We start from the raw sequence: 24,837 nt of genomic DNA on the forward strand, positions 1-24,837 counted from the left end.
AAGGAATGTAGAGGCCGCGGAATATAGATGAGAGTAATTTGTATTTGCAGATAACTTACATTCTTTACAATTTCACTTTACAGATTTTTCACGCTCGTTCGTCCACGCGTCCGCGCAGGGTTTTACACATCCAATAAGAATCACTACCATTCGCTACCTTTCCGATCCTGAGTGGCGCCATCATGCTCCTGCACATCCCTGGCCTTTTTACCCGCGAGGAAGTGCTGCGCATCCGTCAGGCGCTGGAGCAGACCGACTGGGCCGACGGCAAGATCACCGCCGGCCACCAATCGGCGAAGGCCAAGCACAATCTGCAGCTGCCCGAAGGCCATCCGCTGGCCAAGGAAATCGGCGCGGCGATGCTCGAACGCTTGTGGCAGAACCCGCTGTTCATGTCGGCCGCGCTGCCGCACAAAGTCTTCCCGCCGCTGCTCAACTGCTACACCGGCGGCGGCAGCTTCGACTTCCACATCGACAACGCCGTGCGCCAGGCCAGGGGCAACATCGAACGGGTGCGTACCGACCTGTCGTCGACGCTGTTCTTCAGCGACCCCGACGATTACGACGGCGGCGAACTGGTGATCCAGGACACCTTCGGCACCCGCCAGGTCAAGCTGCCCGCTGGCGACATGCTGCTCTACCCTGCCACCAGCCTTCACAAGGTCAACGCCGTGACCCGTGGCGCACGCTATGCCTCGTTCTTCTGGACCCAGAGCCTGGTGCGCGACGACGGCCACCGCACGCTGCTGTTCGAAATGGACAGCGCCATCCAGCAACTGAGCCGCGACGTGCCCGACCACCCCTCGCTGATCCAGCTCACCGGCACCTACCACAACCTGCTGCGCCAATGGGTCGAGGTCTGATCGATGAACTGGACGCTGCGACGTGACGATGTGCTCGATGGCGACCAACTGCGCGCCATGCTGCAGGACAACCCCGCCAGTGCCGCCAAGGCGATCCTCATGGCGGCGCAACAGAACCTTCCCGACGCCCAGGCCCTGCTCGGACAGATCCTGCTGGACGGCACCGGCATCGAACAGGACGCCGCACTGGCCCTGACCTGGTTCCAGATCGCCGCGCGCAACGGCCATGCCATGGCCACCAACATGGCCGGGCGCTGCCATGAACATGGCTGGGGCTGCGAGCCCGACGCCGCCAGGGCCGCCGAATTCTACCGCCAGGCCGCAGAAGCCGAGCTGGACTGGGGCTTCTACAACTACGGCAACCTGCTGGCCACCGGTCGCGGGGTCAACAAGGATCAGGCCCGGGCACTGGCCTGCTACACCAGGGCGGCGCACCTGGGCCACGCCAAGTCGATGAACATGCTGGGCCGTTACCTGGAAGAAGGTGTGTGTTGCGAACGTGACCTGCCAGCGGCCCACGACTGGTATCGACGCGCAGCTGAAGGCGGGGATTTTCGTGGGCAGTTCAGCCACGCCGCCGTGCTGGTGGATCAGGGCCGTATCGAACAGGCGCTCATCTGGCTGGAAACCGCCTTGCGCATCGGCAACCTGAATTTTCTTCGCGTCAGCCGCAAGGCGCTGCTGGACGCTGCCCATCCTGATGTTCGTGCAATGGCGATCAGCTATCACGAGCGCGCTGCGCAATTGGGCGACAGCAGCGACAAGGCAGAATATGCCCGGCTTTCAGAGACTGACCAATAGCGTAAACAGTCGCTCGAAACTTAATGTTATAGAGCGACGTCTTTTCCAATTGCACAAGTAGATGTTTCAAAACTTCCTTCCAGCCTTGCCAATCAAGGCTCTGGCTATTTGTAACTTTTCGCACCCGAAAATTCCTACAAAGTAAGAATACGTTTTCACTTTGACGTTAATCGAATGACAACTTAGTCTTCAAGCGTGCAGGCAACTTCACACAGCAACTCATGACTGCACACCAGGCAACTCAACAACCGTCATTAAAGGATTAATGATCATGCCTCAATCGATTCAACGCATCGTGGACGATGCCGCCGCTGATCCGGCAATGTTCTTCAGCCAGTCGGTGGGAACAGCGGACAGCGAAACCCGGGACAGTGGTCTGATTCTGACCAAAGATCAACTTATCAACCTCAAACGCTACGAGCTCAAAGGCCTTGCACTTCCTACCCAGTTGAAAGATGTCATCAACTACCTGGGTTATGAAAGCGGCGCAGGCAAGGGCCTTGAAGCCGTGGACTTCCAGGGCTCGTTCAAACTCATTCATGGCCACGCCAGCCTGTGGAACCCACTGCGCACGGACCTGCTGACCGTCAGTGACAAACTGGTGGTGTTTGCAGGCTCCATGCAAGTGTATGGCAAGAGCATGGGTGAAGTGCTCGACGATATCAAAGCGCTTGGGCTCGTCGAGAAATACGACATTAAAACCCTGGAAGACCTGCGCAGGGTTGAACTTGAACTGGGCATCAAGTTTCCAGGCATAGACCCGGCAGACAAAGACGACCTGGGTTATTACCTGGACAAGATTCTGGACAAGGTGCGCGAGCGCGAGGCAGAAGCGCTGGGCATCAAGGCGCGTCTGGACGCATTCGGGTATCAGTTGGCCAATCGCGTCGCCCCGGAAGTCAAGCTCAGGCTGGCGTGCATCGACAATAACAATCTGGATGTCGAAATCAGGGCCCTTCAAACCAAGATTGATAACCGCGCCAAGGATATTCAGGAAAAAACCGAAGAATACAAAAAGATGGTCAACAAGGCCCTTGAAGCGGCGGGCCAGGGCAATCTGATTGTGATGATCTATTCCAGTGTCGAAGCCGAAAAGATCCGCAAGGAGCGCAACAAGATGCGCAAGGATCAGGAAGCCGATATTGCCCGCATGGAAACGAAAAACCGGATTCTGGCATCTCTGGGCCGGGTTCGCATGGACATGCAGGACCTGGACCTGATCGTGATCGACGCCGATATTGCCACCAAGAACCTCATCACTGTCTGGAACAAGCTGGGCACGTTCATTGCCGAGTCTGTCAGTGAAGTCGATGGCATCAACGACGGCCTGTCCATGCGCCGATTCAAGAATCAGTTCGAACTGGTAGTGAAGCCTTGGGAAACCATTGAAGTGGACGCCCAAAAGTTATTGGACGTGTTTGCACAGGCAGACCGTGAATTCAGAGAAGAATACGGAGATCAATGATGAGCAATATTACCCACTTCCCATCCAACGTCGATTACCCCGAACTGGATGTTACCGCGCTGCGCCTGGCATCCCAGCACGCGAACAGCTCGACCGTCGATGTCAAACGCCTTTTTATCCAGACCGACTACCTGCCCATGCTGCATGCAGGCGTGGCGCGTGTCGACAACGCGCTGCGCGATGCGGATTTCAAACTGCGCGAAGCGGTCCAGACTCTGGATACCAAAGTCGGCATCAACGTTCGAACCCTGCGGGGTTATCAAAAGGAACTCGACGGCGCCCCAGACTCTGATCGAGAGGAAATCCTGGAAGACATCGATCAACGAATCAATGTCATTGTCGACATCGTCAGCAAACACCAGACCGTTCTGAACACTCTGTTTTCGCCCTTGGGTGAAACGGTGGACCGTAACGTCACGATCATACATCTTGTTCAACTGGCAGAAGACAAGGAGCGTCTGCCTGGTGAAATCCAAGGCATTCAAGAGCGCCAGGCGGAGCTTGAGCAGAAACGCCGTGATCTGAGCGAAGCGATTGCGTTGATCGAGTCCAAGGACTTTGTCGAAGTCGGCAAGGAGACTCTGCTGGATGCCAAGGCGCTTGCCGCCCTTGCCAAAGGGGGCCCTGAAGTTGCCGCCCTGGAAAAAGCCATCGAGATGGCACAGGACATCCTTAAGCAACTCGAGTCGTTCCTGAACTTCCTCGATCTGGTAGAGGCGCGTAACGTCGTTCGCAAACAGATTGACGATCTGGTCAAACACCACACGGAAAAAATGAACGAGTTGCGTCTGGTTGGCCTGAAAGAAGATCTGATCAACGCCAGCCACGCGTTCGATGAGCACCGGGTGGATTACGTCGGCGAGTTTGAAAAGATCATGCGGTCGAGCCAGTCGTTTCTCAGCGTTCACAAAAAGGTCGCAGCAGAGAACGATGGCGCCGTGAACCGTTTTATCGCTGACGTCGAGGCCTTGGCCAAGCATGTGAAGGTCTACGGCTGACACCTGCACGTTAGCATCAGGGTATCACTTCGATACTTGCCAGAACGATGACTCGTGCATCGTTCTGGCTTCGCCACATCTCAAGGAGGAGATATGAGCGCAACGTTTCTTACACAGGAGCAGTTCGATGATATAGATGCGTGCATGTCTTCCATCTCAGTCGGCGAGAGGGAGGTCCGTCGCTTCAATACCTTGCTTGCCCTGCCTCCGAATCTGGGAGCAACCCCTGTGCCCTTGGCGGAAATACTGGACGGGCAGAAGCAAGCAGCGTTATGGCGCCAGCGAGACTACCCCGGGAGTTATCGATCGACGCACACGATATTGGCCGAAGCCGTGTATTTTGCCCACTATTTGGTCCCACGGCTCTCGGCGCTGTCGTCAACCAATCGAACATCGCCTGCCTCGATCATGAGCAAGATCGCACCGCCCCCGGGCCCGCCGCCCGCTTTTGCTTTAGCTCCCATGACCGACTGTTTGCAGTTGTTCAAATATCATATGGAATGGGTGATCGTGGCCTATGGGCTAGCCGCCTATACCCAGAAAAACTACGACACGATGCGCGAAAACATTGCCAGGGTTTTACCGAGGGTTATCGACTTCACGTCATTCCATCTTCACACCGCCGAAGCAAAACTGCCCCCCGTGGTTGGACTGAACGCTGCCCGTGAGTTCTCGGCGTCTGCTCGCCGCCACTACACCTTCGGCATGAGTGGCATGGCCAACCTTCTTGCCCAGCAACGCAGGATTACCACGCTACTCCTCGACGCCAGTCTAAGCTTTGATGGCCTTGAAGCTTTTACAAGCGTTGTACGATTCAACGCGGAGTTGGCGGTGATAGAGGTCAAACTCAAGCAGGTTCAACGCTATTGCAGCGAGTTGCTGGCGCTGCGCAACACATGAAAATCAGACGGCGCCCCAATAAAAAACCCGCGATCGCTCGCGGGTTTCTCATGATGCAGCAGCGTATTACACGTAGAACGATTTCAGCGGCGGGAAGCCGTTGAATTCAACAGCGCTGTAGCTGGTGGTGTACGCGCCGGTGGACAGCCAGTACAGGCGGTCACCGATGGCCAGGTTCAGTGGCAGGCCGTACTTGTAGTTCTCGTACATGATGTCGGCGCTGTCGCAGGTTGGACCTGCAATCACGACTTCTTCCACTTCGCCTTTCTTCTCGGTCCAGATCGGGAACTTGATGGCTTCGTCCATGGTTTCGATCAGGCCGGAGAATTTGCCCACGTCGGTGTAGACCCAACGTTCGACGGCGGTACGCGACTTGCGCGCAACCAGTACCACTTCGCTGACCAGAATACCGGCGTTGGCGATCAACGAACGGCCCGGCTCCAGAATGATTTCCGGCAGGTCATCACCGAAGTCTTCCTTGAGGAAGCGGATGATTTCCTCGGCGTAGGTTTCCAGGCTGTTGGTACGGGTGATGTAGTTGGCCGGGAAGCCGCCACCCATGTTGATCAGCTTGAGTTCGATGCCGTCTTCTTCCTTCAGGCGCTCGAAAATCACCTTCACTTTGGCGATCGCGGCGTCCCACACGGAGATGTCGCGCTGTTGCGAGCCGACGTGGAAGGAGATGCCGTAAGGCACCAGGCCCAGGTCACGAGCCAGGATCAGCAGGTCCATGGCCATGTCGGTCTGGCAGCCGAATTTGCGCGACAGAGGCCAGTCAGCCGTGGTCGAGCCTTCGGTGAGGATACGCACGTAGACTTTCGAGCCCGGCGCGGCCTTGGCGATGTTGCGCAGGTCGGCTTCGGAGTCGGTCGCGTACAGACGCACGCCCTTGTCGAAGAAGTAGCGGATGTCCTTGGATTTCTTGATGGTGTTGCCGTAGCTGATGCGATCCGGGCCAACGCCACGGCCCAGCACCTTGTCCAGCTCATAGATCGAGGCGATGTCGAAGCTCGAGCCTTTTTCCTTGAGCAGGTCGATGATTTCGACGGCCGGGTTGGCCTTGACCGCGTAGTACACCTTGGCGAATTCGAAACCTGCGCGCAGGTCATCGTAGGCCTGGCTGATCATCGCGGTGTCGATGAGCACGAACGGGGTTTCTTGCTTGTCGGCGAACGCCTTCATTTTAGCGAAGGTGTTTTTCTCGAAATAGTCTTCGACCTGAATCGACATGCGGGGGACTCCTGTTGGCAAACGGTAAAAAACAATGGGTGCAAATGAACGTCCTCCGTATCCCCACTTTGGTTCGCCTACTTCCCAAGGCCGTTGACCGAAAGCAAAAAGGCCATGGGACGCGGGTTCCCTTGGCCTTGCTGTCTCGTCGTCAGTACTTGAGCCGGATGGATCGTTTCCAGCATGGACGTTCGGCGCGAACTGTAGGACCTGAGGGGTTCAAGATCAACAAAAAATGTCGCTTTTCTGCCCGTTTTTGCCAGACGGGCATCAGCATCTGTTCAATCACCCTGTAGTAACCGACCGATGTGACAGGACGATGTTCCCCTTGAATGTCGTATGCCCCCATTGTAGGAGCGCGCTTGCCCGCGACGAGGCCGTGTCAGACGCCAATGATGTGTCTGACACGCCGTCGTCGCGGGCAAGCGCGCTCCTGCACCGATTGACGGTGGTCAGACGGACGCCACTTCCGCTGGCGAAACGATACTGGTCTTCTTGCCCCGCGACTGGCCGGAACTCAGGTAAGCCGCAATCGACTCCTGCGTCACCTCGCCCAGGAACACATTCTCGGCATCGAGCACCGGCAGCCAGGCGCGGTTGAACTCGTACATCCGCGACAGCAGGATGCGCAGGTGTTCGTCGTAGGCGGCGGTGGCGTTGAACGCGCGCAGGTACTGCTCGCAGGTGCCGCTCTGGCGGTGCAGGTCGCGGCGGCGCACATAGCCTTTGGCCTTGTTGTCGGCGTCGGTGACGACCACGTAGCGGCGGTCGTTCTCGTCCATCACTTCCAGCGCATCGGCCACCGGGGTTTCGGGGCTGACCGACGGCGCGTTGTCGGCGGCGTCTTCGGCCTTGACCAGCAACAGGCGCTTGAGGGTGCTGTCCTGGCCGACGAAGTTGCTGACGAACTCGTCCGCCGGATGGGCCAGCAGGGTGTCCGGGTGGTCGATCTGCAACAGCTTGCCGGCGCGGAAGATCGCGATCTTGTCGCCCAGCTTGATGGCCTCGTCGATATCGTGGCTGACCATGATCACGGTCTTGTTCAGCGCCCGCTGCATCTCGAAGAACTCGTTCTGGATCATCTCGCGGTTGATCGGGTCCACCGCGCCGAAGGGCTCGTCCATCAGCAGCAACGGCGCCTCGGCGGCCAACGCACGAATCACCCCGATGCGCTGTTGCTGCCCGCCGGACAGCTCGCGCGGGTAGCGATGCAGGTACTGCTTGGGCTCGAGTTTGATCATGCTCATCAGTTCGCGGGCCCGGTCGTGGCAACGTTTCTTGTCCCAGCCCAGCAGCTTGGGAACCACGACGATGTTTTCCTCGATGGTCATGTTGGGGAACAGGCCGATCTGCTGGATCACGTAGCCGATGTTGCGACGCAGGGTCACTTCGTCCAGTTGCGTGGTGTCTTCACCGTTGATCAGCACCTTGCCCGAGGTCGGCATGATCAGGCGGTTGATCATTTTCAGCGTGGTGCTCTTGCCGCAACCCGATGGCCCCAGGAACACGCAGATTTCGCCTTCGTTGACGGTCAGGCTCACGGAATCGACGGCCTTCACTTCCTTGCCGTTGCTCTGGAAAGTCTTGGTGAGGTCTTGCAGTTCGATCATGGTTTTGCCAGTCATTTGAGCAGTCCTTTTGGAGTCAGCGAGCGTTGCAGCCATTGCAGAAGCAGGTCGGCGAAGATGGCCAGGATGCTGACCAGTACGGCGCCGACGATCAGCATCGACATGTCGCTGCGGCTGATGGAAGCGAGGATGAGCACACCGAGGCCACCGGCACCGATGGTGGCGGCGATGGTCATGACGCCGATGTTCATGACCACGGCGGTGCGTACACCGGCGAGGATCACCGGCACGGCAATCGGCAACTCGACCATGCGCAGGCGCTGACCGAAGGTCATGCCGATGCCACGGGCCGCTTCACGAATGCCAGGCTCGACGCCGGTCAACGCCAGGTAGGTGTTACGCATGATCGGCAGCAGCGAATACAGAAACACCGCGGTGATCGCCGGCAGCGGCCCAAGGCCCTGGCCGAACTTGGAGTAGAACGGCAGCAGCAACCCGAACAGGGCAATCGACGGGATGGTCAGCAGCACGGTGGCGCTGGCCTGCAGGGGACCGGCCAGCGCCGGGAAGCGCGTCATGAAGATGCCCAGCGGCACGCCGATCAGAATCGCCAGCGACACCGCGATGCCCACCAGCGTGATGTGTTGCAGGGTCAGGTGAAAGACCTGGTTCCAGTCCAGATGGGAGAAGGCGCTCAAGAAGCTCATAGTTTCTCCTCCTGTTTCTCCACCGGCGTCTGCTTGATCGGCACGCTCTCGGCGGAAGGATTGATCGGATGGCTGCGCAGGAAATCTGCCGCCACGACGGTAGGACTTTCATGATTGACGTCGATGCGCGCATTCAGGTCGATCATGGTCTGGTTATCCAGCAGCGCGGCCAGTGGCTTGAGTTGCTCGGCCAGTTGCGGGTGCTTGTCCAGAAACTCTTTGCGAACCACCGGCGCTGCGGTGTAATCCGGGAAGTAGTGCTTGTCGTCCGCCAGCACCTTGAGTTTGAAAGCGTTCAGGCGGCCGTCGGTGGTGTAGACCAGCCCTGCGAAGACCTGCCCGTTGCGCAGTGCGGTGTAGACCAGCCCTGCGTCCATCTGACGAGTGTTTTCACGGCTCAGGTTCATGTCGTAGTGCTTGACCATGCCCACCAGACCGTCCGAACGGTTGGCGAACTCGGTGTCGAGCGCGACGATATGACCCTCCTTGGCCTCATCCTTGAGCAAGGTTGTCAGGTCGGAGACGTTGTTGATCTGCGGGTATTTCTTCGCGACGTTGTCCGGCACCGCCAGCGCGTAGGTGTTGTTGAATTTGGACGGCGAGAGCCAGACCAGGCCCTTCTTCGCGTCCAGCTCCTTGACCCGCTGGTAGGTCTGGTCGCTGTCGAGTTTTTCGTCGACATGGTTGTAGGCCACCAGCGACACCCCGGTGTATTCCCAGAGCATGTCCAGTTGGCCGGATTCTTGGGCACTGCGCGCCAGGTTGCTGCCCAGGCCGCCAGTGATCTGTACCTGATAGCCTTTGTCGCGCAGGTATTGCGCGGTCAGCTCGGCCAGAATCGTCTGTTCGGTAAAGACCCGTGCGCCGATTCGCAGCACCGGGCGCTCGGCCGCAGCGTCAGCCGCCTGGACAACGCCAGACAACATAAGGCCTGCGCCCAGTAATAATGTGCATAACTTTTTCATCTGAATTCCTTTCTCTGCGCGGCCCGTTAGCGAGCCAGGCCACGTTCCAGCCAGACACGACTCGCCAGGGTCACGGCGCCATCGAGCAACAGGGCCAGCAGCGCGGTACACGCGGCACCCAGCACAAGCTGAGGCTGATTGTTCAGGGCGATGCCAGGGAAGATCAGGCTGCCAAGGCTGTTGGCGCCGATCAGGAAGGCCAGCGGCGCGGTGCCGACGTTGATCGCCAGCGCCACCCGCACACCGCCGATCATGATCGGCACGGCATTGGGCAGCTCGACACGCCACAGCACCTGACGCGGTGTCATGCCGATGCCGGTGGCGGCTTCCTTTAGAGAACCCTGAACGTTTTTGAGGCCTTCGTAGGTGTTGCGCACGATGGGCAACAGAGAGGCGAGGAACAAAGCGAAGATCGCAGGCCCACTGCCGATGCCCAGGACGCCCAGAGCAATGGCCAGTACCGCGAGAGGAGGAACAGTGTTACCGATATTGAAGATCTGCATGAAGCGTTCGGCGCGGCCAACCATGTTCGGTCGGCTGAGCACAATGCCGGTCGGGATTCCGACCACCAGTGCCGCCAGCATCGATGCCAGTACCAGCATCACGTGGGCTTGCAGATAAAACAGCAGATCATCCTGATACTGCTTGAGCGTGTCGATGCCGATCCATTGGACCAGCAGGGCCAGGAGTGCGATGACGATCACACCTCCCATCAGCCCCTTGCCATAGCGATTAGCCACGGGCGGACTCCTTATTTCAGTCGGCGTACGTCTGGCACGTGACGGTCCTTTTCAGGCCATCTGCCAGCGTTCGCGAAGAGCAGCGGGTGGGTCGCCGGTTAAGGGTTAACCTGGGCGATTTCACGAGCCATGAGCGCAGCTTCGTCAAGCTAACTTGCTGATTTTGCAACCCTTGGCAGTTTGCATTGCCAGGGAGTGGACGTCTCCACAACCGCAAAGGTTCCCACGTAAGATGGTATTTGGCCACCCTTGATCGACTGAACGGTTCGGATATTGGATTGGTTTGGGCTATAATCGCCGCCCTTTTTTGAATCACCTCTCAGGCGATTTCCCATGACCAGACAGGCCGCCGAAGTCGCGAAACGCCGCACTTTCGCCATTATTTCCCACCCCGACGCCGGTAAGACCACCATCACCGAAAAGCTCTTGCTCATGGGCAAGGCCATTTCCGTGGCCGGCACGGTGAAATCCCGCAAATCCGACCGCCATGCGACGTCCGACTGGATGGAGATGGAGAAGCAGCGGGGTATTTCCATTACCACGTCGGTCATGCAGTTCCCCTATCGCGAACACATGATCAACCTGCTCGACACCCCGGGCCACGAAGACTTCTCCGAAGACACCTACCGCACCCTGACTGCGGTCGACTCGGCGTTGATGGTCCTCGACGGCGGTAAGGGCGTCGAGCCGCGGACCATCGCCCTGATGGACGTCTGCCGCCTGCGCGACACGCCGATCGTCAGCTTCATCAACAAGCTGGACCGCGACATCCGCGACCCGATCGAACTGCTCGACGAAATCGAAGCGGTACTCAAGATCAAGGCCGCGCCGATCACCTGGCCCATCGGCTGCTACCGCGACTTCAAGGGCGTGTACCACCTGGCAGGCGACTACATCATCGTCTACACCCCGGGGCACGGTCACGAGCGCACCGAAACCAAGATCATCCAGAAGCTGGATTCCGACGAAGCCCGCGCCCACCTGGGTGACGAGTACGATCGCTTCATCGACCAGCTCGAACTGGTGCAGGGCGCCTGCCATGAATTCAACCAGCAGGAATTCCTCGACGGCCAGATGACTCCGGTGTTCTTCGGTACCGCACTGGGCAACTTCGGGGTCGACCATGTACTCGACGCCGTCGTCGACTGGGCGCCGCTGCCGCTGGCACGCGCCACCCACGAGCGCAGCGTGGAGCCGGTGGAAGAGAAGTTCTCGGGCTTCATCTTCAAGATTCAGGCGAACATGGACCCCAAGCACCGCGACCGTATCGCGTTCATGCGCATCTGCTCGGGCAAGTACGAAAAAGGCATGAAGATGCGCCATGTGCGCACCGGCAAGGACGTGCGCATCGGTGACGCCCTGACGTTCTTCTCCAGCGAGCGCGAGCAACTGGAAGAGGCCTACGCCGGCGACATCATCGGCCTGCACAACCACGGCACGATCCAGATCGGCGACACCTTCACCGAAGGCGAAGCCCTGGGCTTCACCGGCATCCCGCACTTTGCGCCGGAACTGTTCCGCCGCGTGCGCCTGAAGGATCCGCTTAAGTCCAAACAGCTGCGTCAGGGCCTGCAACAGCTGGCCGAAGAAGGCGCCACCCAGGTGTTCTTCCCGCAGCGCAGCAACGACATCATCCTCGGCGCCGTCGGTGTGCTGCAGTTCGATGTGGTCGCCAGCCGCCTGAAGGAAGAGTACAAGGTCGAATGCGCCTACGAGCCGATCACCGTGTGGTCTGCCCGCTGGATCGACTCGGCGGACAAGAAGAAGCTCGAGGAATTCGAGAACAAGGCCGTGGAAAACCTGGCAGTGGATGGCGGCGGTCACCTGACCTACCTGGCGCCTACGCGGGTCAACCTGAGCCTGATGGAAGAACGCTGGCCGGACATCAAATTCCGCGCGACGCGCGAGCATCATTAAGCAGTACGAAAAACCTCACGTGGACACTACACACTGAGGTTCAAGCCGTACCCCTGTGGGAGTGAGCTTGCTCACGAATGCTGAGTTTCAGCCGCAGAATATCTGACGGATGTACCGGCCTCTTCGTGAGCAAGCTCACTCCCACAGTTGTTTTGTGCAAGTGGCAAGAACCGAGTCAGCCTGTCACTTCACCACCATCCCCACACCCCTCCCCCGCGGATCCGCTGCGGTTTCGACCTTCGTGCCGTTGATCCTGATCGCCTGCACATTGCCCATCGCCCAATTCTGATCCTTGATCGTGTAGCCCATCGCCTTCAACTCATCGGCGACCTGCACAGACATCGGCGCGAAGCGCTCGGTGAAGATCGTGTCCTTGGGCAGCAACTGATGATGTACGCGCTGCGCCGCCACCGCGTCCTTGAGCGGCATGTTGAAGTCATACAGATTGTTGAGCACCTGAAACACCGTGGTGAAAATCCGCGAGCCACCCGGCGTGCCCAGCACCAGCGTCACCGCGCCGTCGCGGGTCACAAGGCTTGGGCTCATGGATGAAAGCATGCGCTTGCCCGGCTCGATGGCATTGGCATCGCCTCCCACTACACCAAAGGCGTTGGCCACGCCGGGTTTGGAACTGAAGTCATCCATCTCGTCGTTCATCAAGAAGCCCGCGCCCTTGACCACCACGCCACTGCCGTAGTCCCAGTTCAGGGTGTAGGTGTTGCTGACCGCATTGCCCTTGGCGTCGACGATGGAGAAGTGGGTGGTCTGGTGCGATTCGAGTCCGGGCTTGATGTTTTCGGTCGGGGAAATCGCCGTCGGGTTGATCTCATGGGCGCGCTGGGCCAGGTAGACCTGATCGGTCAGTTCGCTCACCGGTGCCTTGGAGAAATCCGGATCGCCCAGATAGTTGGCGCGATCGGCAAACACCCGCTTCTCGATCTCGGCGAGCAAGTGCACGTAACGCGCCGAGTTCAGGGGCACACCTTTGAAATCCTCGGCCAGTTGCTGCTTGATGCCGATCAGTTGCGCCAGCGCCACGCCGCCGGAACTGGGCAGCGGTGCGGTGTACAGGGTGTTGCCGTTGAAGTTCACGTGCAACGGCTTGCGCCACACGGCCTTGTAGTCGGCCAGGTCCTGTTTGGTGATCAAGCCGTTGTCGTGTTGCATCTGGGCCACCAGCAGGTCGGCAGTCTGGCCCTGATAGAACTCGCTGGCGCCTTTGTCGGCGATGCGCTCCAGGGTCTGGGCCAACTCCGGCTGACGGAACAGTTCGCCGGCTTTCATGGTGCCGAAGTAATCGGCGAAGTTGGTCTTGCCCTCGAGCTGCTTGAGGGCCTCGGTGCCGTACATGTTCTGTTTGTCGGCGACCTTGAAACCGCTCTTCGCGTAACCGATGGCCGGTGTCAGCAGTTCGGCCCAGGGCAACTTGCCGAATTTCCTGTGCGCCTCCCACAAGCCCATCACCGTGCCCGGCACGCCCGAAGCGCGAGCGCCCACCAGGCTCATGCCGGGAATCACCTCGCCCTTCTCATCCAGGTACATGTCGCGGGTCGCGGCTTTGGGAGCGGTTTCGCGGTAGTCGATGAAATAGGGCCGACCGTTCATGAACAGGGTCATGAAGCCACCACCGCCGATATTGCCCGCCTCCGGGTACGTCACGGCCAGGGTGAAGGCGGTGGCCACGGCGGCATCGACGGCGTTACCGCCCTTCTTGAGGATTTGCGCAGCGACCTGCGCGCCGTACTGATCGGGCGCTGCAACGGCGCCGCCTTCCAGGACGATGGCCGCGTAAACCGGGGAACTGACGGCAAAGACTACCGATAAGGCGAGGGTCTTGAGGGTCACGACGCGCATAGGGCTTCCTTGATTGCGGGATGCAATAGACTGGTCTGTGGAGGCTGTCTGAATGCTGACGAGACTAACGCAAACGGCCACCCGAAGGTGGCCGCTGTGTATCGGCAAATGTGACCGTAGCAGCACGGCTTGCCGGCGGGAGCGATCTTGAGGACGCCCCCGCCGGCAAGCCGTGCTGCTACGGGTCTGGGTTCAAAGCCCCATTACCCCTTGAGCATGTCGTTCTCGATCCACTCGATCACCGACGTACGCTTGGGCGCCCAGCCCAGCAGTTCGCGGGCGTTCTTGCCGCGGACACGGCTGTTCGAGCCCAGGCCATAGTTGGCCATTTCATAACCCCATTCGGCTTCTGCGTCCTTGAGCGGCCAGTCCTGCGCCTTGCCCAGGCCCATCGCGTGCGCCATGGCGTTGCTCATGTCGAGGAACGAGGCTTCGCCGCTCTCTACAAAATAGAAGGTGCCGGCGGGATTGTTCTCCAGCGCCAGTGCATACAGCTCGACCACATCATCGATGTGCACGTTGGACCAGATGTTGCCGCCGGTGCCGACATGACGCACCACGCCGCTCTTGCGAGCCTGTTTGAGCAGGCGCGGCAACTGCACGCTGTCGCGGTTGACGCCCAGGCTGTGGCCGTAGATCAATGTGTTGCAGAGCACTGCCGAACGCACGCCCTGTTGCGCTGCGGCCAGCACCAGATCGTCGATGGCCACGCGAGCGGCCTTGTCCGGGGTGGCGGCAGGCAACTGGCCTTCGTAGTAGATCTTGTCGGTGCCCTTGCCGCCCGACGCATCGCCGACGATGCTCGAACCGCTGGTGTGCAGAAATGGTTTGTTGGAACCTTTGAGGCCCTCGATCAACGCCTCGACCGCGCCACGGTGGTCGCTGCTGGCAGCGTTGATGACCGCGTCGGCCTTGCGCGCCTGCTCGATCAGCAGCGCCTTGTCATCCAGGGTGCCGACGACCGCCGACATGCCCAATGCCTTGAGCTCGTCCGCCTGCTCGGCGCTGCGCACCAGGCCCGTGACGTGGTGGCCCTTGCGGGTAAGGCCGGTTGCGATGGAGCCACCAATGAAACCTGCTGCGCCGGAGATGAAGATATTCATGAGCGTGATCCCGTGTCGTGGAAAAGATGGACACAGTATCTGCCCGGGATTCCTTGCAAAAAACCACCGCCGCGCCAAATGACTCTTGCGTAGAAATCACGAATGCCCCCCCCCGGCCGTAGGAGCGCGCTTGCCCGCGATGGCGGAGTATCTGGCGCATCTGTGATCTCCGGTACACCGTCGTCGCGGGCAAGCGCGCTCCTACAAGTCGCCCTACCCGCTACCTGCGAAGATTCAACGCCACCACACTGCTCAACACCACGACCGCCCCCACGATCACCATCGGCGAGGGGATTTCACCCAACAGCACCGAAGCGATGGCAATCGCCATGGGTGGCGTGAGGTACAGGCTCATCGTGGCGCGGCTGGCCTCCATGTGCTTGAGCACATAGGCCCAGGCCAGGTAGGCCAGCGCACTGGGGAACAGCCCCAGGACACCCACCGCCACATTGACCCGCAGCGGCGCATTGACGATCTCGCCGACCAGCCCCGGCAAGTACACCAGCAGAAAAAACGTACCGGCCCAGACCGTGTAGCAGACCATGGTCAGCCCGTCATAGCGATGGCTGTGGCGCCTTTGCAGAGAGAAATACAGGCTCCAGGAGAACGCCGCCAAGAGGATCAACAGGGCGCGAGCATCGACATGGCCAAACCCGCGATCTCCCAGAATCACGATTCCCACACCGACCAGCCCCCACGTCACGCAGAACCAGCGCCAGGGGTTGACCCGCTCCTTGAACACGAAATGCGCCAGCAGCGCGGTGAACAGCGGCATCGACTGGATCAGCACGCTTGACGCTCCTGCGCTCACTCCCGGCTGGCCGAAGTTGAGGGCGATGTGGTGGAGGCTGACCGCGAAAAAGCCCAACACCGCCAGCAATGGCAGATCCCGCAGGCGCGGCAAGCTGATTTTCATCGACGAGGCGATCAGCGCCATGAACACCGAGGCAATCAGAAACCGCAACAGGGCCAGGTGCCCCGGATCGTAGGCCAGCAATCCGATGCGAATCCCCGCCGGCGAGTAACCCCAACAGGCGATCACGAAGACCGTCGCCAACGCGACTTTCACCCCCTGCCAGCGGACATTCAGTTCCTGACCACCGGGCGCAATCACCACCGGCTCACTCACCACGCTCATGTTCCCACTCCTGCCGAAAGACCCCTTTGGCAATGAGTATCGAAACAACTTATGCTCACCACAACCGAACAATAATGACTCAACCGTTCACTTTTGGTGATGCATGGAACTGGCCCAGCTTCGCATGTTCAAGACCGTTGCCGACACCGGCAGCATTGCCCGCGCAGCCGAGTTGCTGCACTGCGTGCCGTCGAATGTCACGGCGCGCATCAAGGCGCTGGAGGCGGAGCTTGGGACCGAGCTGTTCTTCCGCCATGGGCGCGGATTGCGCATCAGCCCTGCCGGGGAAATCTTTCTGAACTACGCCGCACGAATGCTCAGCCTGGCCGAGGAAGCCAAGCGCGCGGTGCATCCTGATGCGGCGCCTTCCGGGCCTTTGCGCATCGGCGCCATCGAGTCGTCCGCCACCTCGCGGCTGCCTCGATTGCTGGCGCGTTTTCATGCGCGCTATCCCGACGTCTCCCTAGAACTGACCACCGGCACCGGCCCGCAACTGCTCGACGCCACCCTCAACCACAAGCTCGATGGCGCGATTGTCGCCATCGACGTCAAACGCCCGCGCCTCAAGCGCACCTCCATGTACCGCGAGGACCTGGTGCTGATCGCCGCCGAATCCCTGGGGCCGATCCGCAGCGCGGCGGACCTGGCCGGCAAGTCGATCTTCATGTGGCCCGAGGGCTGCCCCTATCGCGCGGCGCTTGAGCGCTGGCTGCTGAACAACGGTCAGAGCCAGCCGATCATCAGCATCGCCAGCTACGGCACCATCGTCGGTTGCGTCAGTGCCGGCGCTGGCGTGGCGCTGGTGCCCAAGGGGGTGTTCGAGCAGTACCACAAAGGCTCGGGCTGGGTCGGTTATGAATTCGCCGAACTGACGTCTATCGACAACCTGTTCTACTGGCACGAAAACGCCGAACACCACCCGGCGCGGGAGGCGTTCGTGGAGATGCTGCGCGCAGAATTCTCCGGCGCCGCGCAACCCTTGTAGGAGCGCGCTTGCCCGCGATGACGTCGTGTCAGACACATCGATGCCATATGACACACCGCAATCGCGGGCAAGCGCGCTCCTACGCCTTCGGCAGAATCATCAAGCGGCGTAGACCGCCAGCTTCTGCGCAATGAAATCCAGAAAGCATTGAATCCGCAGCGCCAGCTGCGAGTTGCGGTAGTACACCGCGTGGATCGGCTGGCGATAGCCGCTGTTGGCCTGGGAGAGGATCACTTTGAGCCGCCCGGCGCGGATGTCTTCGTGGGTCATGAAGTGCGACAGGCAGACGATGCCCTCCCCCGCCAACGCCAGTTGGCGCAGGGTCTCACCGCTGGACGCGGACACCGTCGGCTGAATGAACAGACGGTCGCCGCCAGCATGACGCAAGGGCCAGTGGTTCAGGGTTTCAGTCTGGGTGAAGCCCAACAGCGAATGCCCGTTCAGCGCCTCGACGCTCTTGGGCGTGCCGTGTTTTTTCAGGTAATCGGGGCTGGCCAGAATGTTCAGCGGGCTGGTGCCCAGCGCTCGGGCATGCAGGGTCGAATCCGCCAGCGCGCCGATGCGGATCGCCACGTCGGTGCTCTGCTCCAGCAGATCGATGATCAGATCGTTGCTGTTCAACTCCAGCTGGATGTCCGGGTAGAGCGTACGAAACTCGGCCACATACGGCACGATGGAATGCAACATGAAAGGCGATGCGGCATTGATCCGCAAGCGCCCGGAAGGCGTCTGCTGGCGCAGCGACATGCGTTCTTCGAGGTCTTCCATCTGGCCCAGAATCTGCCGCGCACGCTCAAGGAAGAACTTGCCCTCCTCGGTCAGGTCCATGCGCCGCGTGGTGCGGTTGATCAACGTGGTGTCGAGCTTGGCCTCCAGCCGGGACAGGGTGCGGCTGATGGCCGATGGGGTCTGCCCCATCTGTTCGGCGGCGGCCGAAATCGAGCCGCTTTCAATCACGCAGACAAACACCTGCAATTCATCGGATCGGGCTTTCACTGTTGTCCTCCGCTCAAAACAGCCTGGATATTAGCGCCGTTTAGAACACAGGCAAAAAACCTTTGCTTAAAAAGCACAAATTCGCGAGCAATTGTTGACTTAGAATTTGGCCACTTTCATCACAGGAGGCCGCTATGAGCGAGCTGCACGGTTTCATCCTTCATGCCCAGACCAAGCCTGAAAAAGCGGCCGAGTTCGAAGCTTTGTTCAGCAGCTATGTGGCGGCCAGCCGTAGCGAAGACGGCTGCATCGAGTACCACATGCTGCGCGACCAGCAGGACCCGACGCTGTTTATCTTTTATGAGATCTGGCAATCGACGGCGCATCTGGACGTGCACTCTGCCCTGCCGCACATGGCGAGTTTTTTCGAGCGACGCATGGATTACCTGGTGCGGGATTTCGATATCCGTCGCGTCGACATGATCAGCCCCTCGTCTGCCGTTCGCTGAGTCAACCGGTAATCAGCAGGTGCAGGCCGAGCATCGCCATGCCGATGAAAAACACGCGCTTGAACACCAGGGCGCTGATGCGCTGACGCAGCCATTGGCCGATCATCATGCCCAACAGCGCCGGGATCACCGCCAGCAACGAGGCACTCATCTCGGCGCTGCCCAGCGCATTGTTCCAGAACAGCCCCGCACCCAGGGCGAGGGTCGAGACGGTGAACGACAGCCCCAGTGCCTGCACCAACTGGTTGCGGTCCAGACCCAGCCCCTGAATGTACGGCACTGCCGGGATCACGAACACGCCGGTTGCCGAGGTAATCAGCCCGGTGACCAGCCCACACAGCGGCCCCAGCCACGGCTCGGCGCGGGATGGCACTTTCAGCGTGGGCAGGAACAGCCCGCACATCGCATAGACGAATAACGCCCCGCCCAACGCCCGGCCCATGCTGTGGGCGCTGCCCATGCCCAGCAGGTACGAGCCCAGCGCCGTGCCGACGACGATCATCGCCAGCAGCGGCCAGAGCCTGGCCAGACAACTGCGCAGATGGCCACCTGCCGCCAGTTGCCAGAAGTTGGTGAAGGTCGAGGGGATCAGCAACAGCGCGGCAGCCTGCGTCGGCAGCATAGCCACGCCCAAAAGCCCCATGGCGACGGTGGGCAGGCCCATGCCGATCACCCCCTTGACCGTGCCGGCCAGCAGGAAAGTGAGCAACACCAGAGCTGTCAGGCTCCAGCCAATGTTTTGATACAGCGCGAGGAAAGTATTCATGGGGGTATGGTGAGCCGGTTCTGCGCCGTTGAAAATCTGCGATATATTGAGCCAGCCTTCGGCTTTTACATACCCACCACACACACCCGTAGCAGCACGGCTTGCCGGCGGGGGCGGTGTATCAGAGAGTGATGTGCTGCCTGACACGACGCTCCCGCCGGCAAGCCGTGCTGCTACGGATGCGTCCACCAAGCGGAATCCGCCATGCCATTCGACCTGATCGACCTCAAGCTTTTCCTCAACGTCAGCGAAGCAGGCAATATCACGGCTGGCGCTGCATTGAGCCACCTGTCCCTGGCCTCGGCCAGTGCGCGGATTCGCGGGCTCGAATCGTCTCTGGGCATCGCCCTGCTCGAACGTGGTCGACGCGGGGTCACGCCCACCGCTGCGGGCAAGGCGCTGGCCCAGCACGCGCGGCTGATCTTGCGTCAGGTCGAGCGCATGCAGGCCGACCTCACGGATTACGCTCAGGGCTTCAAGGGCCAGATTCGCCTCTTGTGCAACACCTCGGCGCTGAGCGAATACCTGCCCGAACGGCTGGCGGGCTTTCTGGCGACCCATCCCAATATCGACATCAACCTTGAAGAACACCCCAGCCTGCGCATCCTCCACGCTGTGCGCCATGGCACGGCGGACATCGGCATCATCTCCAACGCCGTAGACGCCAGTGACCTGCAAACCCTGCCCTTCTGCGCCGACCCGCTGAGCCTCGTCATGCCAGCCGATCATCCGTTGGCGCAGTTGCACCAGGTGCGCTTCAGCCAGGCGCTGGAATACGAATTCGTCGGCCTGGGCGTGAACAGCGCCATGGCGATCTATCTGGAAGAACAGGCGCTGCACCTGGGCCGACGCCTGAAAACCCGGGTGCGGGCCGAGAGTTTCGACGGGGTGATGCGCATGGTCATGCATGGCGCAGGGCTGGGTGTGGTGCCGCAGGCGGCGGTCGAGCGGTTCGCAGGTTTAGGGCGATTGAAGGCCCAACAGCTGAGGGAACCCTGGGCCGACCGCAAGCTGCTGCTGTGCGCGCCGGACTTTACCGTACTACCCGAATACGCCAAGGCGCTGGTGCGTCATCTGGGGGCTGAAACTGCGTTAATGGACACCTCGATGTCGAGCACAGACAACTGACCCCGCCACGACGCCCCTAAGGTACGCGAGCGCAACTTTCGCAACCTCATCTGGAGCTGTCATGAGCAACTCGATCGTCCTTCTTCGCGACACCACGCCACTGCCCGTCGTAGACGCCTGCAAATGGGAGCGCATCGGCGGCGACCCGCACACCGTCAACCTCAACGCCTACACCAGCGCCGACGGCGAGAAGATCATGGGCACCTGGATCTGCACCCCGGGCAAATGGTACGTCGAGTACGTGAAGTGGGAATACTGCGACTTCCAGGAAGGCTACTGCATCATCACCCCTGAAGGGAAAGAGCCGATCCACCTGAAGGCCGGCGACAAGTTCATCATCGAACCCGGCATGAAAGGCACCTGGGAAGTGGTCGAGACCGTGCGCAAGTATTTCGTGTTTGCCTGATCAGGCAAACGCCGCGCCCCCCCGTAGCAGCCCGGCCGGGCGGCGTTCCGCTTGCCGGCGGGGGCGGTGTGTCTGTGACGAATGTGCCGTCTGATACACCGCTCCCGCCGGCAAGCCGCGCTGCTACGGATCGCTGTTGGCATGGCATCACCGTTAAGATTCAAAGCCCCTTTTCCACCAGCGCACTGAACGCCTCAAGCTCCCCCCTCTCCACATCCGACACCGCGATGAAGCGCATGTGATTCTGCTGCCAGACCACGATGTTGTAGCCACGCAGCGACTGATCCTGGCGCGGCGTGTCGGCCTCTGTGGTCGGCACGATGAACAGGTTGATCACGTGCTTCGCCCGCCCGTATGACAAGGCCGCCGCCGTCTGATGTTGCAGGTAGTCCAGCCGTCCGCCGAGCAGCGGATAGCCTTGCGCGGCGAAGTCATGTACCGGCGGCGAAAAGTCCAGCTTGCCGGTGAACCAGGGCTTGACCGTGTGCCGGTCCGATGAGGCCACGTCATTCAGATGCCCGGCCATCAGCGAGCGCACGTGGCTCGACACCGCCTCCTCCATCCACGGCTGCTCGCCGGTTGGCCTGGCGATGTACAACACCAACGCCAGCGCCAGAGCCGCCGCGGAAAACGCCGGTGCCAGCCAGCCCTTGGCCCTCGCCAGCCACGACACGCGCTGTGCCGGCGGGGGCGCAAACACACTGCGCACCAGCAGGTCCGGCGCGGCGTAGTAGGGCGCGTGGCGCTTGACGCTGTCGGTCAACAGCCTGGCCTGATCGTACTGCTGCCGACACTCGGCGCAGCCCTGCAGATGCGTGACGATTTCAGCCGCTGCGGCGGCGTCCAGTTCATCATCCAGATAACCGTGAAGGCTGACCCGGCAAGTGGCACACGTGAGGTCAGTCATGGGCATGCAACCTCAGCAATTCGAGCCTGAGCATCGACCGCGCCCGGGCCAGGCGCGACATCACCGTACCGATGGGAATATCCACCACCCGGGCAATGTCCTTATAGGCCAGGTCTTCAAGTTCCTTGAGCACGATCACCTCGCGAAACGCCGGAGCCAGCGCCTGCAAAGCTCGCTGCAGCAGGGCGGCATCTTCGGCATGCATGGCCAGCACCTCAGGGGTCTGTGCGTGGCTGAGCGCCAAGTCGTCCTCGGCGATTTCATCCCCCAGCGCCACCCAGCGCCCACCCGCCGCTGCCTTGAGCCAGCCGTAGCTTTCATGGCGCACGATGGTCAGGAACCAGGCCTTGGGATTGCCGTCGACGAATTGATGCACGAAGCGAAACGCCCGGAATGCGCTGGCCTGCACCACATCCTGCGCCGCGCTCTCATCGCCTGTCAGCCAACGGGCGAGGTTGTAGGCGGCGTCCATGTGGGGCGCGAACAATTCCTCGAATCGCTTCATGTCGGCTCCGGTCACTGATCCCCCTATAACCGCGCCCGCCCAGGTTTTATTCCCGGAAAAAAACATATTTTTGCACCCGGAATAAAAGCTCATGGCGCGGGGTTGTAAAGGGTGTCCGCTCAATTACCGAGCCATCACCGAGGGCACCGCCATGAACCGCCACCGCACCCCATCCGAAAAACGCACCGACGGCCCGCTCGACCCTGACCGCCGAACCTTGCTCAAGTGCTCGGCCTGGGCCGGCGCGGGCGTGATCTGGGCCATGGCCGGTGGCGTGCCGCGTGCCTTCGCGCTGGACAACAACGGTCAGCCCACTGACCCTGCAGCGATGAACAGCACGTTTCAATTCGTGCAGATCAGCGATTCGCACATCGGCTTCAACAAGGAGGCCAACCCGGAGCCGGTGAAGACTTTGCAGGAAGCCATCGGCAAGGTGGTCGCTCTGCCCCGGCCACCCTCACTGATCCTGCACACCGGAGACATCACGCACCTGTCCAAGGCGGCGGAATTCGACACCGCCGCGCAAATTCTCAAGGGACTGCCCGCCCCCGTGCATTATGTGCCCGGTGAGCACGACACGCTCGATGAAGGCGGCGGCAAGCTGTATCTGGAGCGCTACGGCAAGGGCACGAAAGGCAAAGGCTGGTACAGCTTCGACGACCATGGCGTGCACTTCATCGCCCTGGTGAACGTGTTCAATTTCCAGGCCGGGCGTGAAGCCAACCTGGGTGCCGATCAACTGGCGTGGCTGGCCGACGACCTGCGGGCAGTGTCGGCCAGCACGCCGGTGGTGGTGTTCACCCACATTCCATTGTGGACGCTGTATCAGCCCTGGGGCTGGGGCACCGAGGACGGCGACCAGGCGATTGCCATGCTGCGCAACTACGGCTCGGTCACGGTGCTCAACGGCCACATTCATCAGGTGATCCAGAAGGTCGAGGGCAACATTACCTTTCATACGGCCCGCGGCACGGCCTACCCGCAGCCCGCCCCCGGCATGGCGCCCTCCCCCGGCCCGCTCACGGTGCCCGCCGATCAGTTGCGCAATTACCTGGGCATCACCGATGTGCGCGCCACCCAGGGCGAGCATCCGTTGGCGTTGATTGATTCAACCCTGGCCTAGCCACAACCCAAAAACACGGATCAATCATGAAAACCCTCATCCACGCCGCTTTGCTCTCGACTCTCATCATCACCCTCCCCGCCTTCGCCCAGGACGTGCGCATCAACATCAAGGACTTCATGTTCGCCCCCACGCAACTGAACATTCCCGTGGGCAGCACGGTGACCTGGGTCAACGACGACCAGATCCCCCACACCGTCATGGAAACCCACAAGGCCTTCCACTCGGCGGCGCTGGATACCGACGACAGCTTCACTTTCCAGTTCGATAACGCCGGCACGTTCGAGTATTTCTGCGCGCTGCACCCGCAGATGATCGGCAGGATCGTGGTCGGCGGTTAAGGCTGCTTGAGCCCCTCGCACCAGCGATTCAAGGTACGCACGAACTCCACCGACGCCGCGCTCTGCCAGGCATTGCGCCTGCGCAGCAGTGCGGCGCTGCGTTGCGGCGCGCCACTATGCAGCGGGATCGCGAACACCCCGCGCGCCTGGGTGGCGGTGTCCTGGGGCAGGATCGTGGCCACCGGCATATGCCGCACGATCTCCAGAATCGCGCTGACTGAATTGGCCTGCATGTTCACCGTGGGCGCGATGCCATGCTCGCGGCAGTAATCATCGATGCTGGTGCGGGTGATGAAATCCCTGGTCAGCAGCACCAGCGGCAGGCTCGCCAGCTCCTCGCCTGTCAGCGCCGCTTCGCGCCCGAACAGCGGATGGACCTGCCCCACCATCACGCTGAGGGTTTCCACGAACAGCGGCACGCAGTCGATGTCCGGGTCGCGCACGCCGGTGAAGGCAATGGCCAGGTCGAGGCTGTCATCGGCCAGCCGCGCCTCGATCTCGTCCAGCGACAGCTCGAACACACTCAGGCGAATACCCGGGTGCCGGCTGCTGAATTCGCGAATCAGCGGTCCGGCAAGGTACGCCATGAAAGTCGGCGTCATCGCCAGCCGCAGGGTGCCCCGCGAAAGGTCCTTCACGTCGTGGATCGCCCGGTTGGCGGCCTCCAGATCACGCATCACCTTGCGCGCGTACTCGATGTACGCCGCTCCGGCATCGGTGGGCCTGACCACCCGCGCAGAGCGGTCGAGCAGCTCGGCGCCAAGGCTTTCTTCCAGTTGCCGGATCTGCTGCGACAGGGTCGGTTGCGAGACGTGCAACGCCTGGGCGGCGCGGCTGAAATTGCCGTGATCGGCCACGGCCAACAGGTATTTGAGATGACGCAGCAGCATGGCTGATTCCTATAGGCATCACTTATAGAAACTATTGTAGATGGGTCTTGGACGCTATAGCAGGGCGAGATCAGTATCGATCCCACAGCACG

The 24,837-nt window shown here is 60.7% G+C and carries 25 protein-coding genes; 12 read left to right on the forward strand and 13 right to left on the reverse strand.

What is annotated here, in order from left to right; genetic code table 11:
• Positions 1–182 precede the first annotated feature (182 nt).
• The 5 genes from ACIPOO_RS18640 to ACIPOO_RS18660 all read left to right on the forward strand — a co-directional run bounded on the left by ACIPOO_RS18640 (position 183) and on the right by ACIPOO_RS18660 (position 5,027).
• Positions 183–863, forward strand: a complete 681-nt coding sequence (locus ACIPOO_RS18640) for a Fe2+-dependent dioxygenase (RefSeq protein WP_400608880.1) — start codon at positions 183–185, stop codon at positions 861–863.
• 3 nt (positions 864–866) lie between these two features.
• Positions 867–1,664, forward strand: a complete 798-nt coding sequence (locus ACIPOO_RS18645) for a tetratricopeptide repeat protein (RefSeq protein WP_400608882.1) — start codon at positions 867–869, stop codon at positions 1,662–1,664.
• Between the two features lie 271 nt (positions 1,665–1,935).
• Positions 1,936–3,129, forward strand: coding sequence for an alpha-xenorhabdolysin family binary toxin subunit A (locus ACIPOO_RS18650; RefSeq protein WP_400608884.1), 1,194 nt, complete (start codon positions 1,936–1,938; stop codon positions 3,127–3,129).
• Positions 3,129–4,127 carry an alpha-xenorhabdolysin family binary toxin subunit B gene (locus ACIPOO_RS18655; RefSeq protein WP_400608886.1) on the forward strand — a complete coding sequence of 333 codons (999 nt, stop codon included), beginning with the start codon at positions 3,129–3,131 and terminating at the stop codon, positions 4,125–4,127. The genes ACIPOO_RS18650 and ACIPOO_RS18655 overlap by 1 nt, the downstream gene beginning before the upstream one ends.
• A gap of 93 nt (positions 4,128–4,220) precedes the next feature.
• Positions 4,221–5,027, forward strand: coding sequence for a hypothetical protein (locus tag ACIPOO_RS18660; RefSeq protein ID WP_400608888.1), 807 nt, complete (start codon positions 4,221–4,223; stop codon positions 5,025–5,027).
• A gap of 66 nt (positions 5,028–5,093) precedes the next feature.
• On the opposite strand, the gene ACIPOO_RS18665 is transcribed toward ACIPOO_RS18660, so the two are convergent.
• From ACIPOO_RS18665 to ACIPOO_RS18685, 5 genes are all read right to left on the reverse strand, one after another.
• On the reverse strand, positions 5,094–6,257 hold the full coding sequence (locus ACIPOO_RS18665) for a type III PLP-dependent enzyme (RefSeq protein ID WP_274135315.1): 1,164 nt from the start codon (positions 6,255–6,257) through the stop codon (positions 5,094–5,096).
• Between the two features lie 452 nt (positions 6,258–6,709).
• A complete protein-coding gene (locus ACIPOO_RS18670) occupies positions 6,710–7,867 on the reverse strand; it encodes a betaine/proline/choline family ABC transporter ATP-binding protein (protein ID WP_400608950.1) in 1,158 nt (385 codons plus the stop codon).
• A gap of 11 nt (positions 7,868–7,878) precedes the next feature.
• Positions 7,879–8,532, reverse strand: a complete 654-nt coding sequence (locus ACIPOO_RS18675; RefSeq protein ID WP_274135314.1) for an ABC transporter permease — start codon at positions 8,530–8,532, stop codon at positions 7,879–7,881.
• On the reverse strand, positions 8,529–9,497 hold the full coding sequence (locus ACIPOO_RS18680; protein WP_400608891.1) for a glycine betaine ABC transporter substrate-binding protein: 969 nt from the start codon (positions 9,495–9,497) through the stop codon (positions 8,529–8,531). Before ACIPOO_RS18680 ends, ACIPOO_RS18675 begins: the two co-directional genes overlap by 4 nt.
• A 26-nt stretch (positions 9,498–9,523) precedes the next feature.
• Complete coding sequence (locus tag ACIPOO_RS18685; protein ID WP_274135310.1) at positions 9,524–10,237, reverse strand: ABC transporter permease; 714 nt, start codon at positions 10,235–10,237, stop codon at positions 9,524–9,526.
• Between the two features lie 333 nt (positions 10,238–10,570).
• On the opposite strand from ACIPOO_RS18685, the gene ACIPOO_RS18690 reads away from it, so the two are divergent.
• Entirely contained in the window at positions 10,571–12,154 is a 1,584-nt protein-coding gene (locus tag ACIPOO_RS18690) for a peptide chain release factor 3 (protein WP_274135308.1), read from the forward strand.
• A gap of 183 nt (positions 12,155–12,337) precedes the next feature.
• Here the strand turns inward: ACIPOO_RS18690 and ggt are convergent, their stop codons facing one another.
• The 3 genes from ggt to ACIPOO_RS18705 all read right to left on the reverse strand — a co-directional run bounded on the left by ggt (position 12,338) and on the right by ACIPOO_RS18705 (position 16,249).
• Complete coding sequence (ggt, locus tag ACIPOO_RS18695; RefSeq protein ID WP_400608893.1) at positions 12,338–14,008, reverse strand: gamma-glutamyltransferase; 1,671 nt, start codon at positions 14,006–14,008, stop codon at positions 12,338–12,340.
• Between the two features lie 203 nt (positions 14,009–14,211).
• Entirely contained in the window at positions 14,212–15,111 is a 900-nt protein-coding gene (locus ACIPOO_RS18700; RefSeq protein ID WP_400608895.1) for an NAD-dependent epimerase/dehydratase family protein, read from the reverse strand.
• Between the two features lie 220 nt (positions 15,112–15,331).
• Positions 15,332–16,249, reverse strand: coding sequence for a DMT family transporter (locus tag ACIPOO_RS18705; protein WP_274135870.1), 918 nt, complete (start codon positions 16,247–16,249; stop codon positions 15,332–15,334).
• Between the two features lie 103 nt (positions 16,250–16,352).
• On the opposite strand from ACIPOO_RS18705, the gene ACIPOO_RS18710 reads away from it, so the two are divergent.
• Positions 16,353–17,234, forward strand: a complete 882-nt coding sequence (locus ACIPOO_RS18710; RefSeq protein WP_274135872.1) for a LysR family transcriptional regulator — start codon at positions 16,353–16,355, stop codon at positions 17,232–17,234.
• 99 nt (positions 17,235–17,333) lie between these two features.
• On the opposite strand, the gene ACIPOO_RS18715 is transcribed toward ACIPOO_RS18710, so the two are convergent.
• Positions 17,334–18,230: a LysR family transcriptional regulator gene (locus ACIPOO_RS18715; protein ID WP_274135874.1), complete on the reverse strand. Its 897-nt coding sequence runs from the start codon at positions 18,228–18,230 to the stop codon at positions 17,334–17,336.
• 134 nt (positions 18,231–18,364) lie between these two features.
• Here ACIPOO_RS18715 and ACIPOO_RS18720 point away from each other — a divergent pair, with 134 nt between their 5' ends.
• Positions 18,365–18,679 (forward strand): putative quinol monooxygenase, encoded by a 315-nt coding sequence (locus ACIPOO_RS18720; protein ID WP_274135875.1) that lies wholly within the window; start codon positions 18,365–18,367, stop codon positions 18,677–18,679.
• 1 nt (position 18,680) lies between these two features.
• On the opposite strand, the gene ACIPOO_RS18725 is transcribed toward ACIPOO_RS18720, so the two are convergent.
• Positions 18,681–19,445: a sulfite exporter TauE/SafE family protein gene (locus tag ACIPOO_RS18725; RefSeq protein WP_400608898.1), complete on the reverse strand. Its 765-nt coding sequence runs from the start codon at positions 19,443–19,445 to the stop codon at positions 18,681–18,683.
• Positions 19,446–19,649: 204 nt separating this feature from the next.
• Here ACIPOO_RS18725 and ACIPOO_RS18730 point away from each other — a divergent pair, with 204 nt between their 5' ends.
• Together ACIPOO_RS18730 and ACIPOO_RS18735 are read left to right on the forward strand one after the other, a co-directional pair.
• Positions 19,650–20,573: a LysR substrate-binding domain-containing protein gene (locus ACIPOO_RS18730; protein WP_400608900.1), complete on the forward strand. Its 924-nt coding sequence runs from the start codon at positions 19,650–19,652 to the stop codon at positions 20,571–20,573.
• A gap of 61 nt (positions 20,574–20,634) precedes the next feature.
• Positions 20,635–20,979, forward strand: coding sequence for a cupin domain-containing protein (locus tag ACIPOO_RS18735; RefSeq protein WP_274135881.1), 345 nt, complete (start codon positions 20,635–20,637; stop codon positions 20,977–20,979).
• A gap of 160 nt (positions 20,980–21,139) precedes the next feature.
• Here ACIPOO_RS18735 and ACIPOO_RS18740 read toward each other — a convergent pair whose 3' ends face one another.
• Together ACIPOO_RS18740 and ACIPOO_RS18745 are read right to left on the reverse strand one after the other, a co-directional pair.
• Entirely contained in the window at positions 21,140–21,886 is a 747-nt protein-coding gene (locus tag ACIPOO_RS18740; protein ID WP_400608902.1) for an anti-sigma factor family protein, read from the reverse strand.
• Positions 21,879–22,391 (reverse strand): sigma-70 family RNA polymerase sigma factor, encoded by a 513-nt coding sequence (locus ACIPOO_RS18745; RefSeq protein ID WP_400608904.1) that lies wholly within the window; start codon positions 22,389–22,391, stop codon positions 21,879–21,881. Before ACIPOO_RS18745 ends, ACIPOO_RS18740 begins: the two co-directional genes overlap by 8 nt.
• Positions 22,392–22,542: 151 nt before the next feature.
• On the opposite strand from ACIPOO_RS18745, the gene ACIPOO_RS18750 reads away from it, so the two are divergent.
• Both ACIPOO_RS18750 and ACIPOO_RS18755 read left to right on the forward strand, forming a co-directional pair.
• Positions 22,543–23,514, forward strand: coding sequence for a metallophosphoesterase family protein (locus ACIPOO_RS18750; RefSeq protein ID WP_400608906.1), 972 nt, complete (start codon positions 22,543–22,545; stop codon positions 23,512–23,514).
• A gap of 26 nt (positions 23,515–23,540) precedes the next feature.
• Positions 23,541–23,855: a cupredoxin family copper-binding protein gene (locus ACIPOO_RS18755; RefSeq protein WP_274135886.1), complete on the forward strand. Its 315-nt coding sequence runs from the start codon at positions 23,541–23,543 to the stop codon at positions 23,853–23,855.
• On the opposite strand, the gene cynR is transcribed toward ACIPOO_RS18755, so the two are convergent.
• Positions 23,852–24,745 carry a transcriptional regulator CynR gene (gene cynR / locus ACIPOO_RS18760; protein ID WP_400608908.1) on the reverse strand — a complete coding sequence of 298 codons (894 nt, stop codon included), beginning with the start codon at positions 24,743–24,745 and terminating at the stop codon, positions 23,852–23,854. The two genes, ACIPOO_RS18755 and cynR, sit on opposite strands and share 4 nt — an antisense overlap.
• Positions 24,746–24,837: the final 92 nt, after the last annotated feature.

Source organism: Pseudomonas sp. NPDC090201, assembly GCF_044746825.1.
Taxonomy (GTDB): domain Bacteria; phylum Pseudomonadota; class Gammaproteobacteria; order Pseudomonadales; family Pseudomonadaceae; genus Aquipseudomonas; species Aquipseudomonas putida_AD.